The following is a 13,126-nucleotide window of genomic DNA, read 5'->3' as shown; positions in this document are numbered from 1 at the left end:
TCTCCTTCTCATCTGTGGGAGCGACAGGCGATTCAATCTTGCTCGCCTGGGGAGCTGGCTGCCAGCAAGGCACACCTAACAGTGTCCTCTGGATTGGCACCCAGCGAAAGTCTTAAATTTATCTTGACGTCAAGATAAATCTATCATGCACCGGCGGACGCGTCACTGCGCGACGCGCTCGGATGCAGTGCCCGGACAACCAACCAGGTCACCGCGATCATCGGTGCGAACAGCGGCAAACCCATCACGATCTTGAACGTCCCCAGGGCCGTGACGTCGCCGGCGAAGTACAGCGGAAGCTGCACAGCGAGGCGAGCGGCGAAGAGTCCTGCCCAGGCGATGGCGAGCCAGAAATACGCACGACGCATCCGTTTGCTCTGCCGCCACGCGGTGCCCTCCCCCAGGAGGAATCCAGCCGCGAGTCCGATCAGCGACCAGCCGACCAGCGCCGAGATGAGAAGCGCCGAGCCATAGGCGGCGTTCGTGAAGAAACCGAGGACGAAATTGTTTTCGCCGCGTCCGGTGAAAAGTGCGAGCGCGGCGGCCGCACCTGCCGCGACCAGCCCACCGATCGCGGCTGACGGCGGCGACTTCTGCAACAGTCGAACGATCGTGAATACGGCCGCAAGACCGACCGAAACTCCCAGCGAGAGCAGAAGCGGGTCCGGCTTCACCGTGAACAGCACCACGAAGGCAAGGCTCGGAAGAACCGATTCCAGGATGCCGCGCCATCCACCCATCGCGGACCACACGACTTTCTGCGTGCTCGCCCCTTCGGCCGGGTCTATTCCGGCCCGACGCGCAACACCACCTAGTGCAGCCCCGAGTATGTCTGAGGCACTCTGCTCAGCAGGCTCGTGGTCGTCGTTGCGCTCTTGTTCGCTCACGCCGACCCAGGAGTGGCCGGCATCTTCAGCGGGATGAGATCCCGCGGAGGCATCGGAGTTCCGCCGCGCACGACGACGATCGAGCGGAAGAGATCCTCGACCTTCTCGGAGGCTTCCGGATCGGAAGCTGCCGCACCGCTGATGACGCCGCGCAAGAACCAGCGCGGTCCGTCGACACCGATGAAGCGCGCCAGACGCAGGGCTGAGCCTTCAGCCGCGGGCCCCGGGACCTCGGCGAGCAACTCTTGGCCAAGCGGGCCCTCGCGCTCTTCGACACGACCGCCCTGCTGACGCACCTGATCGACGAGCTGCATGCGTGTCTCGTGCCAGAGCCCCAGCGTGCGCGGGGCGGCGAACGGCTGCACCTGCAGAGACGAGCCTTCGTAGTCGAGCCCCACCGCGACGATGCGCTTGGACTGCTCTTCCACCTCGAGTCGGAGGTTGAGCCCTTCGCGCGGCAGGATCTTGATGCCGCCCAGATCGATGTAGGGGCGAATCGGGTTCGCCTCGCTCTCATCGAACGGACCATCGCTGGCTCGGTTCGCGGGAGCCGACTTGGACGTCGGCTGGGTGATCTCTTCAGTCATCTCTGTCGTTCCTGCCTATTCGACTGCCTGTGTAGTCGCGGTGTAGCCTGTCGAGCCGAATCCGGCGGCACCGCGTGCACTGTCGGGGAGTTCCGCAACCGGAATGAATTTCGCGCGGGTCACCGGCATGATGATCAATTGCGCGATCCGGTCGCCGACCGCCACATCGTACGCGCTGGAGCTGTCGGTGTTCAGCAGACTCACTTTGATCTCGCCGCGATAACCCGAATCAACCGTTCCAGGCGAGTTCACGATCGTGATGCCGTGTTTAGCGGCAAGACCGCTGCGGGGGACGACGAAAGCGGCGTGCCCCTCGGGCAGCGCGATGCTCACACCGGTGGGAACGAGCGCACGCTCTCCGGGAGCGAGATGGACGGCCTCAGCTGCCACCAGATCGGCACCGGCATCGCCGGGATGGGCGTAATGCGGCATGACAGACGCGATAATGGGAAGATCAATGGAATCGCTCACCCCCTGAGGCTAATGCAGAACCCCATGACTGACACACGTGCTCGCTACCGCGAGCGTCTTTCGCCGAGCCTGTGGCTCGTCGTCACGGCCGCTGTTGCCGCTCCCATGGTGACATTCACGCTCACGCCGTTGGGCTCGCTGATCGCTCTTATCATCGGGATCGCTGCCGCGGTAGTGCTGATCGCAGCACTCATTCTCGGGTCGCCGGTCATCCGCGTCGATGGCACCGTCCTGCGCGCCGGTCGCGCACACATCGACGCACGCTGGCTGGGCTCCGTCGTCGAGCTCACCGGCGATGAAGCGCGAGCTGCGCGTGGCACGGCGCTCCCGGCACGGGGTTGGCACCTGATCCGCAGCGGGATCGATTCCGTCGTGGTCGTGGAGAACACCGACCCGAACGATCCGGCGCCGAGCTGGACGATCTCGACGCGCACTCCCGATCGCCTGGCTGCGGCTATCCGCGGAGCTCAGACGGCGGCATCCGACGACTGAGCAGTCCCGGCGGATACACCGACGGCAGCACGAAGGCGCCGGCACGAAGACGCCTCCGGATACGACAACGCGCCCCAAGCCATGCGGCCGGGGCGCGTGAACGTGGAGCGACTGCTATCAGGCAGCGCACTCCTTGCAGATCAGACCCTCTGCACCCTCATGGTCAAGCTGCGAGCGGTGCTTCACGAGGAAGCAGCTCATGCAGGTGAACTCGTCCTGCTGCGCGGGTAGCACAACGACGTCGAGTTCGAGGTCAGAAAGGTCGGCACCGGGGAGGTCGAAACTCGACGGATTGTCAGAGTCTTCGTCACCGGTGGTCCCGGACAGTTTGTCCGGCACACGCTCCTTCAAGGCTTCGATCGACTCGGAGTCGTCTTCGCTCTTTCGGGGGGCGTCGTAGTCGGTTGCCATGCGGTAGATCTCCACTTTCATGGTGCTAGTGGGCGGTGTGCCATCGGGTAAGCGGCGGGCATAGTTTGCACGACCCGGAAGCAATTTGCAAATGCGCCCGCGCACAACACATCAAACTGACGGCGCGCCCAGGGTATTCCCGCCTCCCGCGCCACACGCATGACACCATTGGAGAACACCCATTCAGAGGGGCATTCGCATGGAAAACGTCACGATCGTCGGTACCGAAGACGACCTGCTGATCCTCGCCACCGGTTCGGGCGAACGATTCGCCCTCGCCATCGACGATGTACTGCAGCGCGAGATCCGTCGCGCCCGTCGGCGGGGCGCCGAGGAGACCTCACGGGTCACCGTAAGCCCGCGCGAGATCCAGACCCACATCCGTTCCGGTCTGTCCGCGACGGAGGTGGCAGAGCTTCTCGGCATCGGACTCGACGATGTCTCCCGCTTCGAAGGACCGGTTCTCGCGGAACGCGAGCACATCATCGGGCAGGCCCTCGCCGTCCCCGTACTCATTGGCAGCGAGGTCGAACCAGATGCGCAGCCCACTTTCGGAGTCGCCATCCGCGGCAAGCTCGCTGAGTTGGAAGCATCCGATGAGCGCTGGGCAAGCTGGAAAGACGAGTCCGGATGGATCGTCAAGCTGGAGTTCCTCGCGAACGAGGTGAGCCACGACGCTCGCTGGAGCTTCGACCCGCGACGCAGTTCTCTCTCGCCGCTGAACTCTGATGCCACGCAGCTCTCTCGACAGGGTTCGCTTCCCGACGGGCTGATCCCCCGCCTCCGCGCGGTCGAGAGCGAGCGTGTCGAGTCGCCGTACAAGGACGACAGCCGCTTCGACTCCGGCGCATTCGGGCCACGTCTTCTGCCGAAGCCCGATGCCGAGCCCGACGAGCCCGTGGCGCCTGAGCGGTCGAACAGCGCGGCGCAGCAAGCCGCGATCAAACGGGCACCCGATCAGTCCACGACCAGCGCTGAAACCGCTGACCTGCTCGAGGCGCTTCGTCGCCGGCGCGGCCAGCGCGAGAGCGCGCCTCTGATCGATGACGACGGCGAGGTGATCGCACCTTCGAAGAGTTCCGAACCAATCGCACTCTTCGATGCTCTCGCACCTGAGGCTGCCGCCGATCCTGATCCAGAACCGGAACCCGCACCGGCACCTGCTCCTCAGGAACGCTCCGCAGACACCCCCGCTCGGCGAAAGCGTCGCAATGCGATGCCGTCCTGGGACGAGATCGTCTTCGGCGCCCGCACCGACGACTGATCCAGATCAGCGAGCGGCGGCGAAAGCACCGCGCTTGACGTAGGGAACCAGGCGTTCCTCCGGCGTCAGCGCGCCATGCTGTCCGATCATTGTGCGTGCACGCTGATCCGCGGCCGTTCCGTCGTAGAAGGCGCGGTTTCCGCGGGCGATCACCAGGATGTCCCCGATCCGTGCTGATGCCGCCTCGCCGACCGTCGGACCGAACAACCCCGCGGCCTTTGCCTCAGCGCGGCTGAACACGTCAGCAGTGCCTTCGCAGAGTTGCCTCCAGCAGTCCACGACAGCGGCGGGATCAGCATCCGCTTCCAGGTACACGTGCAACATGCGCGGCTCGCCGCCGATATGACGAATGCCCTCGAACCGCGGATCACCGTCATCCAGCACGATCTGCCGGTGTGCGGGTACATCAATCATCCCGTGATCTGCCGTGATCAGCACCCCTACGTGACGAGGCGCGGCCAGGGCGAGTGCCGCATCGATCTCTTCCAGCGCCGCAATCCACTGGGCCGAGTCGACGCCATAGCGGTGGCCCGCTTTGTCGACCTCCGGCAGATAGCAGTAGACGAGCGTTCCCGGCGTGTCGGCGGCGAGCTGATACGCGACGGCCACGCGCTCGGCGGGGGTTTTCGCCGCGACGAACGTGGCTCCACGCAGTGTTGCTCTTGTGAATCCACTGTTCGCGTAGGCTCCAACGCCGACGGCATAACTGGGGTGGCCGCTCGCTGCAGCCTGCTCGAAGACCGTCGGCGTTGGCTGCCAATGCAGCGGATCGATTCCGTCGCTTTCCCAGCCGGAGAGCTGATTGACCAGCACGTCGCGGGAGCGGTCCAGCACCTGGTATCCGACCAGACCGTGCACTCCGGGGTCGACACCGGTCAGCAGACTGGTCAAGGCCGCAGCCGTCGTGGTGGGAAATACGGAATACGCCACGTCTTTCTTGCCAAGCCCTGCGGTCAGGTGCCGGGCATGCCCGGCGTGTGCGCGCAGCTGGATCGCGCCGAGTCCGTCAATGACGACGACCACAACGGAGCGCGCTGCCGGCAACGCGCCCTCCGCGCCGCGCAGCGACGCGAGCAGGTCGCCCGCCACCCCGCTCAGAATCCGAGCTGTGGGGGGCGTGGTCGGTAGAATGGGAGGCATCCGAGCCAGTCTTTCACAGGCCCAGCATCGTCCCCAGGAAGTTCATGCCCCGCACCGAATCTGCCGAGCCCGTCGAGGAGCGCATCCAGGACATCAATCTGTCCGATGAGATGCAGGGATCTTTTCTCGAGTACGCCTACTCGGTCATCTACTCCCGCGCGCTTCCGGACGCTCGCGATGGGCTCAAGCCCGTGCAACGGCGCATCCTCTACCAGATGGCAGAGATGGGGCTCCGACCCGACCGCGGCCATGTGAAGAGTGCCCGCGTCGTCGGCGAGGTCATGGGAAAGTTGCACCCGCACGGCGATTCAGCGATCTATGACGCTCTCGTGCGCCTGTCGCAGGACTTCGCGCTGCGCGTGCCGTTGGTCGACGGACACGGAAACTTCGGTTCACTCGATGATGGCCCCGCAGCATCCCGTTACACCGAGGCGCGTCTCGCCCCCTCTTCTCTCGCGCTGACCGAGAATCTCGACGAAGATGTCGTCGATTTCGTGCCCAACTACGATGGCCAGTTCCAGCAGCCAGCTGTGCTTCCCGCCGCGTTCCCCAATCTGCTCGTCAACGGTGCCAGTGGCATCGCAGTCGGCATGGCGACGAACATGGCCCCACACAACCTCAACGAGGTCGTGGCGGCAGCGGCCCATCTTCTCGAACATCCGGATGCCACTCTCGACGAGCTCATGGAATTCGTGCCCGGCCCTGATTTCCCCTGCGGAGCCATCATCATGGGGCTCGATGGCATCAAGGACGCGTACACGAACGGCCGCGGCGCGTTCAAGGTGCGCGGCAAGGTGTCGATCGAGCCGATCGGACCGCGCCGCACCGGAATCATCGTCACCGAACTGCCCTATATGGTGGGCCCGGAGCGACTGATCGAGAAGATCCGCGATGCCGTGCAGGCCAAGAAGCTGCAGGGCATCAGCGATGTCAACGACCTCACCGACCGCCAACACGGTCTGCGCGTCGCGATCGGCATCAAGACCGGTTTCGATCCGAACGCGGTGCTTGAGCAGCTCTACCGGCTGACGCCGTTGGAAGACTCCTTCAACATCAACAATGTCGCCCTCGTCGAGGGCCAGCCCCGCACGCTCGGCCTCAAGGAGATGCTCAGCGTCTACGTCGGGCACCGGCTCGAGGTGGTGACTCGTCGGAGTCGATACCGTTTGGCACGCCGACAAGAGCGGCTGCACCTGGTTGAGGGTCTGCTCATCGCGATTCTCGACATCGACGAGGTCATCCAGGTCATTCGTTCGTCCGATGACTCTGAGCAGGCCCGTGCACGCCTTCGATCAGTGTTCGATCTCTCCGAGGCACAGGCCGAGTACATTCTCGAGCTGCGCCTGCGTCGGCTGACGAAATTCTCCCGTGTCGAGCTCGAGGCCGAGCGCGATGCACTGCAGGCGGAGATCGCCCAGCTTCAAGAACTGCTGAGCAGCCCGGCGCTGTTGCGTGCTCAGGTCGCGAAAGAATTGGATGCCGCAGCCGAGGCCTACGGCACTCCGCGCCGCACCCTGCTCATGAACGCGAAGCCCGCCGCGCCTCGTCGCGCGAAGGCAGGTGAAGCAGATCTGCAGATCGCGGATGCTCCCACGATCATCGCCCTGTCGACCACCGGACGTGCCGTCCGGGTGGATCTCGCTGAGGGCCAGGAGCTGAGCCGTCCCGCACGGCGCAGTAAACACGATGCGATCCTCTCGACGGTGTCGGGAACGGTTCGTGGCGAGGCAGGTGCGATCACAAGCACCGGACGTCTGCTGCGCTTCTCTCCCGTGGATCTTCCGTCTGTCCCCGGGACTTCTGTCCAGCTGGCTGCTGGCACTCCCCTCCGCGACTACCTCGGAATCACATCACGCTCAGAGAAGGTCGTTGCACTCATCGACCTCACCACCGAGACTCCCGTCGCGCTCGGCACGGCGCAGGGAACGGTGAAGAGAATCGTCCCCGCGTCGCTGGCCGTCCGGCAAGAACTGGAAGTCATCGGGCTCAAGTCCGGTGACACGCTTGTCGGCGCGGTGTCTGCCCCAGAAGACACGAGTGTCGTGTTCTTGACCACGGATGCTCGACTTCTGCACTTCCCAGCATCCACTGTGCGGCCACAGGGGGCACCAGCATCCGGTATGGCCGGCATCAAGCTCGCCGCCGGTGCTTCCGTCCTGTTCTTCGGCGTCACCACTGATCTGGATGACATCACCGTCGCAACCGTCTCGGGGGCTGAGGGTGTGATCCCCGGCACGGATCCGGGACGCGCCAAGGTCTCGTCCTTCGCGGAGTTCCCGGCGAAGGGCCGCGCGACCGGAGGCGTTCGTGCGCACTCGTTCTTGAAGGGCGAGGATCGGCTGACGGTCGCCTGGGTCGGTGCGGCACCCGCATACGCGGTCGGCACCGACGGCGCCGTGCGCAAGCTGCCGGAGACGCTGTCGAAGCGTGATGCCTCCGGTCAGCCGATCGACGGTGTAATCGGCTCGATCGGCCGCCCGATCATCTGACCTCAGGCGTCGATTGCCTCGCGCGACAGCTGATCTGATGAGTCGATGATGAATTCCCGACGCGGAGCAACTTCGTTGCCCATCAGCAGTTCGAATACTCGGCCTGCTGCCTCAGCATCCTCCATGCGCACCCGACGAAGCAGCCGTCCAGACTTGTCCATCGTGGTGGTTGCCAGCTGATCGGCATCCATCTCGCCGAGACCCTTATACCGCTGGATCGGCTCGTGCCAGCGCTTGTTCGTCTTGCGAAGCTTCGCCAGCAGCGTGTGCAGCTCCTGCTCTGAGTATGTGTAGATAGTCTCGTTCGGCTTGGAGCCCGGGTTCATTACGATCACGCGGTGCAGCGGCGGCACCGCAGCAAAAACGCGACCCGCTTCGATCAGCGGCCGCATGTAGCGGAAGAACAGCGTCAGCAGCAGCGTGCGAATGTGCGCGCCGTCAACGTCGGCGTCGCTCATCAGAATCACCTTGCCGTACCGCGCCGAATCAATATCGAACGAGCGTCCGGAACCCGCACCGATCACCTGGATGATGGCCGCGCATTCCGCGTTGTTGAGCATGTCCGCGATCGAGGCGCGTTGGACGTTCAGAATCTTGCCGCGGATCGGCAGCAGCGCCTGGATCTCGCTGTCGCGGGCGCGTCGGGCGGTCCCCAGCGCCGAGTCCCCCTCGACGATGAACAGTTCGCTGCGATCCAGATCCTTGGAACGGCAGTCGACGAGTTTGGCCGGCAGCGAAGACGACTCTAGGGCGTTCTTTCGACGCTGGGTCTCTTTGTGAGCGCGCGCAGATACGCGCGCCTTCATCTCGGAGACGACCTTGTCCAGCAGTTGGCTCGCCTGGTTCTTATCGTCGCGTTTGGTCGAGCTGAAGCGCGCGCCCAGCTCTTTGCGCAGCACCTGAGCGACGACCTGCCGCACGGCCGGCGTACCCAGGACTTCCTTCGTCTGCCCCTCGAACTGCGGTTCGGGCACCTCGACAGTCAGCACAGCCGTCAGCCCGGCCTGCACATCGTCCTTCTCGACCTTGTCGTTGCCGACCTTCAGCCGTCGCGAATTCTGCTCGATCTGCGCCCGCAGCACCTTCAGGAGTTCCTGCTCGAATCCCTGCTGGTGCGTACCGCCCTTCGGCGTTGCGATGATGTTGACGAACGATCGCGTTGTCGTCTCATAGCCGGTGCCCCAGCGCATCGCGATGTCGACGCGGCAGACACGCTCCACCTCGGTGGAGGCCATTGTGCCGTTCGCCTGCAACACGGGAACCGTCTCTGTGAACGTCCCCTCACCCTGGATTCGCCAGGTGTCGGTGATCGGGGCATCCGTTGCCAGATAGTCGACGAACTCGGAGATTCCGCCCTCGTACTTGTGCGAGGTGACATTGTTCTCTTCGCCGCGCGCGTCGCGGATGACCAGTTCCAGGCCGGGAACGAGGAATGCCGTCTGGCGTGCCCGCGTTTCCAGCTCTTCCAGTTGGAAAGCCGCGTCCTTCGTGAAGATCTGTCGGTCGGCCCAGTACCGCACCCGCGTGCCGGTCACCCCGCGTTTCGTCTTGCCGACGACGCGCAGCTCGCTGCTCTTCTGGAACGGCGTGAAAGGGGCATCCGGTCGCTTCTCACCCGAGTCCGCGAAGACACCGGGCTCACCACGGTGGAACGACATCGCGTAGGTTTTGCCGCCGCGATCGACCTCGACATCGAGGCGCTCGGAGAGCGCGTTGACGACGGATGCTCCGACACCGTGCAGTCCGCCGGAAGCTGCGTACGAGCCACCGCCGAACTTTCCTCCGGCGTGGAGCTTTGTGAACACCACTTCGACGCCCGTGAGACCGGTGCGCGGTTCGACATCGACGGGGATGCCTCGCCCCTGGTCGTGAACCTCCACGCTGCCATCGGCGTGCAGAACGATCTCGATCTGATTGCCGTTCCCGCCGACCGCCTCGTCCACCGCGTTGTCGATGATCTCCCAGAGGCAGTGCATCAGCCCGGGAGACCCGTTCGATCCGATGTACATGCCGGGGCGCTTCCGGACTGCTTCGAGCCCTTCAAGCACCTGAAGATGATGGGCGGAATACTCGGCGGTCACAATCCCCCATTCTATTCTTCTGCCCCAGCGCAGCCGCGCAGACACTCCTACTCGTCGCAGGTGCGCGCGGTGCAGGTACGCCCGGAGCGAAACACGCCGTCTTCCGGGCATGACTACGAGGTGTTCGTGGTTGTATTGAGCACATTCCACCTGAAGCCGACACCCGAGGAGGCACCGAGATGAACGCTACAACCGAACGTGAGACCTCCACTGTCGAGTATCGTCTGAGCGCCGCAGATCGTTGCGACTCATGCGGAGCTCAGGCGTATATCGCCGCAGAGGTCAGTGGCTCCGAGTTGCTCTTCTGCGCCCACCATGGTCGCAAGTACGAAGAGAAGCTCCGCAGCGTGGCTACCACATGGCATGACGAGACAGCACGCCTCGTCGACGCCGTCTAAGCCACTCAGTCTTCAATCACCCGTCGCACCCCTGGGGTGAGGCGGGTGATTATTTCTTCCCCGACGGTGTCGATCCGCTCGGCGAGTGTCGTTGCTGAGGACTCCCCGCTGTCCCCCGGCCCGAGAATCCACACGTCGTCTCCGAGAGCGGCTCCCGGCCACAGTGCTACCTGAGAGGTGGTCTCGTCGACGCGACGCAGTTCGCGTGCTCCCCCGGCGGTGCCCACGGTGATCCCAGCTAGCGTGGACGGCAACCCGTGGAAGGCTCCGATGCCGACGAGCGCGTGGTCGTCGCGGATCTCCAGAACCGGTGCGCTCAGCGCGCTGATGGGGCGAATGCCATCGAGATCGGGACCGTCCGCGGATCGGATGCCGAAGCAGAAAGCGCCCACGCGCGACAACGATCCGCGCAATGCCGGACGCCACCACGACGCCGCAGAAGCAGTGAGGTGCAAGACCTCGGGATTCGAGCCGCTCGCGCGAAGCACGTCAACCGCATCGAGAAAAACCGACTGGGCGTCATCGTCTTCCGCATCGCTAGCTTCAGCAAGGTGGCTCCAGACGCCCACCACGGCCACTCGGCCCGCGATTTCAGCCGTACGCGCGAGGGCCACCGCCTCGGGCCAGTCCTCCGAGCGAATGCCGTTGCGATGCAGTCCGGTATCGATCTTCAGGTGTACGCGCGCGCAGATGCCGAGCCGCTCGGCGGCCTCGATCACCAGCCGCAGGTACTCGAGCGTCCCGACGCCGAGGTCGATCTCTGCCCGCAGCGCTGCTTCGACTTCGCCTGCCACAGACGTCGCCCAGGCGAATACTCGTCCTGCTCGCCCTGCGAGGCGCGTACGGATACGAAGCCCGGTACGCACGTCGTAGGAGCCGTACCAGCGGACGTCCGCGCTGGCGGCAGCATCCACCGCCCAATCGATACCGTGCCCGTAGGCGTCGTCCTTCATCACCAGCATCAGTGCCGAGGGCGCGATGCGCGCGCGGACCACATCGATGTTGTGCAGAAACTGCGCGTGTGAAATGTGCAGCGTTGGGCGCATCAGGCTTCCTCTTCCCGTACGGCGTGGCTGGCCGCGACCGTGAGCAGCCCTGCCGCTGACATGCCAGTCACTGCGGCCCACTGACTCAGTTGATGCGCCGCCGGGCCGCTGCCTCCGAAGTAGGTCACATCGGAGCCGGCCGCAGCGTCTGAATCGCCTAGGTCTACAACGCAGACATCCATCGCAACACGGCCGATGATCGGGCACAGCTCGCCGTTGATCTCGACCTGGGCATGGTTTCCCAGTGCACGGACGATTCCCTGCGCGTAGCCCCCGGTCACCAGGGCGACCGTGCGAACGGAGGGCGCACGGTAGGTGTAGCCGTAGGAAACGGCATCGCCTGCGTGCAGAATTTTCGTTGAGAGGATGCTCCCGAGTAGGCGCAGTGGGGGCGTGCGGGTTGCTTGCTCGCCATCACGGATGCCGTAGAGCACGCCCGGGTCGATATCGGCAGTGCCGGATGCTGCTGCGCTGATGCCTTCGCCGGCCAGCAGCGCGACCTCCGTTGCGGAATCCACAACGACCCTGCGTGCGCCAGCAACTGTCACCGCTCGCGCGACCCGGAGTGTGCCATGGCCGTAGGCGTCGCCGCGAAGGTCTGCCACAGACCCACCGGCTGCGACGGCAGCCACCGCGGCCTCAGCCAATGCGGAGCGCGAAATCAGAACACGTGTCGCTGAGCTGGAAGTCGTCTCACTCACACCCTCCACACTAGCTTCGCTCACCGTCTTCTCCGGTGCGCCACCGTAGACTGGGGTATCCCCAACCCTCGGAGTTCCATGTCACGCCTTTCTCTCGCGACCCGCATCAGCTACGTGATCGAACGTGCCCGACGCATTGACGTCGGCGCGGTCTTCGAGCGTGCCAGGGAGGCGTCGAAGCAGCACGGCAAGGCGGTCCCGCGGATCGTCGTCGACATGCTGTGGTCGGCGGGTCGGCACAACGTCGGCTTCCAGGATTACATCGACTATGACTTCGCCATGCTCAATCGCGCCGAGCGTGCGACGTTCATGACGCATCCGGTGTCGAACGAGCTGTCGCAGAAGTACGACCACCCCGATTATCGTTGGATTTTCCAGGACAAGGTCGAATTCGACAAGCAGTTCTCTCAGTACCTGCACCGCGACTGGATGATCGTCGAGGAGGGCAACTCCGACGCTGTGCGCGAGTTCGCTCAGCGTCTGGGAACGATCGTCACCAAGGAACCCGTCGGACAGGCTGGCACCGGCGTGCACCGCTACTACGCGGCGGATGTCGAGGACTGGGACGAGTTCCACCGCGGACTTCTCTCGCGCGGAGAACTGCTGATCGAAGAGGTCATCCGTCAGCACGAAGATCTCGCCGCTGTTTGCCCCGGCACCGTCAACACCACGCGTATCACGGCTTTCTTCGATGGCGAGAAGGCCCACATCCTCGCGATGGCGCAGAAATTCGGCCGCGGCGAGGTCAGCGACCAGATGACTTTCGGCGGTTTCTACACGATGCTCGACGAGAACGGCCACGCAGTGAGCGCGGGCTACGACTCGCACGGCCACGTGCACGAGGTGCATCCGGACTCCGGGTTCCGTATCGCCGATTTCCAACTGCCACATATGGACAAGGTGCGCGAGTTCATCGATGAGGTGGCCCGCGTCGTCCCGCAGATTCAGTACGTCGGTTGGGATATTGTCGTCTCCCCCGATGGCCCCGTCCTTGTCGAGGGCAACTGGGGCTGCGGTGTCTATGAGAACAAGCCGAGCGTCAGCGGCATCCGCACCGGTCACAAACCGCGCTACCAGCAGGTCATCGGGTTCTAAGCGAAGCCGTCGCCCAACGGAAAAGAGGCCCGGATGCGAGCATCCGGGCCTCTTTTCACGTGTC

Annotated in this window: 13 protein-coding genes; 5 read left to right on the top strand and 8 right to left on the bottom strand. The window is 64.4% G+C overall.

Going from position 1 to position 13,126, the window contains the following annotated elements; genetic code table 11:
* Positions 1 to 143 precede the first annotated feature (143 nt).
* The 3 genes from ACSU1L_RS02170 to dut are packed head-to-tail and all read right to left on the bottom strand — an operon-like array spanning position 144 to position 1,906.
* Positions 144 to 887: a DUF3159 domain-containing protein gene (locus ACSU1L_RS02170; RefSeq protein WP_439254541.1), complete on the bottom strand. Its 744-nt coding sequence runs from the start codon at positions 885 to 887 to the stop codon at positions 144 to 146.
* Positions 884 to 1,474 carry a DUF3710 domain-containing protein gene (locus ACSU1L_RS02165; RefSeq protein ID WP_438254445.1) on the bottom strand — a complete coding sequence of 197 codons (591 nt, stop codon included), beginning with the start codon at positions 1,472 to 1,474 and terminating at the stop codon, positions 884 to 886. The genes ACSU1L_RS02170 and ACSU1L_RS02165 overlap by 4 nt, the downstream gene beginning before the upstream one ends.
* A gap of 15 nt (positions 1,475 to 1,489) precedes the next feature.
* Positions 1,490 to 1,906: a dUTP diphosphatase gene (gene dut / locus ACSU1L_RS02160; protein ID WP_438254850.1), complete on the bottom strand. Its 417-nt coding sequence runs from the start codon at positions 1,904 to 1,906 to the stop codon at positions 1,490 to 1,492.
* 63 nt (positions 1,907 to 1,969) lie between these two features.
* Here dut and ACSU1L_RS02155 point away from each other — a divergent pair, with 63 nt between their 5' ends.
* Positions 1,970 to 2,437: a DUF3093 domain-containing protein gene (locus ACSU1L_RS02155; protein ID WP_438254444.1), complete on the top strand. Its 468-nt coding sequence runs from the start codon at positions 1,970 to 1,972 to the stop codon at positions 2,435 to 2,437.
* Positions 2,438 to 2,554: 117 nt separating this feature from the next.
* On the opposite strand, the gene ACSU1L_RS02150 is transcribed toward ACSU1L_RS02155, so the two are convergent.
* Positions 2,555 to 2,848: a DUF4193 domain-containing protein gene (locus tag ACSU1L_RS02150; RefSeq protein ID WP_438254848.1), complete on the bottom strand. Its 294-nt coding sequence runs from the start codon at positions 2,846 to 2,848 to the stop codon at positions 2,555 to 2,557.
* Between the two features lie 199 nt (positions 2,849 to 3,047).
* Between ACSU1L_RS02150 and sepH the strand changes: the two genes are divergently transcribed.
* Positions 3,048 to 4,112 (top strand): septation protein SepH, encoded by a 1,065-nt coding sequence (gene sepH, locus ACSU1L_RS02145; RefSeq protein ID WP_438254443.1) that lies wholly within the window; start codon positions 3,048 to 3,050, stop codon positions 4,110 to 4,112.
* Positions 4,113 to 4,118: 6 nt separating this feature from the next.
* On the opposite strand, the gene ACSU1L_RS02140 is transcribed toward sepH, so the two are convergent.
* Positions 4,119 to 5,252, bottom strand: a complete 1,134-nt coding sequence (locus ACSU1L_RS02140) for an alkaline phosphatase family protein (protein WP_439254539.1) — start codon at positions 5,250 to 5,252, stop codon at positions 4,119 to 4,121.
* Positions 5,253 to 5,296: 44 nt separating this feature from the next.
* On the opposite strand from ACSU1L_RS02140, the gene ACSU1L_RS02135 reads away from it, so the two are divergent.
* Positions 5,297 to 7,741 (top strand): DNA gyrase/topoisomerase IV subunit A, encoded by a 2,445-nt coding sequence (locus tag ACSU1L_RS02135; protein WP_439254538.1) that lies wholly within the window; start codon positions 5,297 to 5,299, stop codon positions 7,739 to 7,741.
* A 2-nt stretch (positions 7,742 to 7,743) separates the two neighbouring features.
* Here the strand turns inward: ACSU1L_RS02135 and ACSU1L_RS02130 are convergent, their stop codons facing one another.
* Positions 7,744 to 9,822 carry a DNA gyrase/topoisomerase IV subunit B gene (locus ACSU1L_RS02130; RefSeq protein WP_439254537.1) on the bottom strand — a complete coding sequence of 693 codons (2,079 nt, stop codon included), beginning with the start codon at positions 9,820 to 9,822 and terminating at the stop codon, positions 7,744 to 7,746.
* 179 nt (positions 9,823 to 10,001) lie between these two features.
* On the opposite strand from ACSU1L_RS02130, the gene ACSU1L_RS02125 reads away from it, so the two are divergent.
* Positions 10,002 to 10,220 carry a DUF7455 domain-containing protein gene (locus tag ACSU1L_RS02125; protein WP_438254438.1) on the top strand — a complete coding sequence of 73 codons (219 nt, stop codon included), beginning with the start codon at positions 10,002 to 10,004 and terminating at the stop codon, positions 10,218 to 10,220.
* A gap of 5 nt (positions 10,221 to 10,225) precedes the next feature.
* On the opposite strand, the gene ACSU1L_RS02120 is transcribed toward ACSU1L_RS02125, so the two are convergent.
* Positions 10,226 to 11,266 (bottom strand): alanine racemase, encoded by a 1,041-nt coding sequence (locus ACSU1L_RS02120; protein WP_439254536.1) that lies wholly within the window; start codon positions 11,264 to 11,266, stop codon positions 10,226 to 10,228.
* Positions 11,266 to 11,967: an alanine racemase gene (locus ACSU1L_RS02115; protein ID WP_439254535.1), complete on the bottom strand. Its 702-nt coding sequence runs from the start codon at positions 11,965 to 11,967 to the stop codon at positions 11,266 to 11,268. Before ACSU1L_RS02115 ends, ACSU1L_RS02120 begins: the two co-directional genes overlap by 1 nt.
* Positions 11,968 to 12,045: 78 nt before the next feature.
* Here ACSU1L_RS02115 and ACSU1L_RS02110 point away from each other — a divergent pair, with 78 nt between their 5' ends.
* The gene (locus ACSU1L_RS02110; protein WP_439254534.1) at positions 12,046 to 13,062 is read left to right on the top strand and encodes a sugar-transfer associated ATP-grasp domain-containing protein; all 1,017 of its coding nucleotides are present in this window, start codon (positions 12,046 to 12,048) and stop codon (positions 13,060 to 13,062) included.
* Positions 13,063 to 13,126: the final 64 nt, after the last annotated feature.

Origin of the sequence: Microbacterium sp. A94, assembly GCF_051842855.1 — a bacterium.
GTDB lineage: Bacteria > Actinomycetota > Actinomycetes > Actinomycetales > Microbacteriaceae > Microbacterium.
The sequence above is the reverse complement of the archived record's forward strand: the minus strand, read 5'-3'. Positions and strand labels throughout refer to the sequence as shown.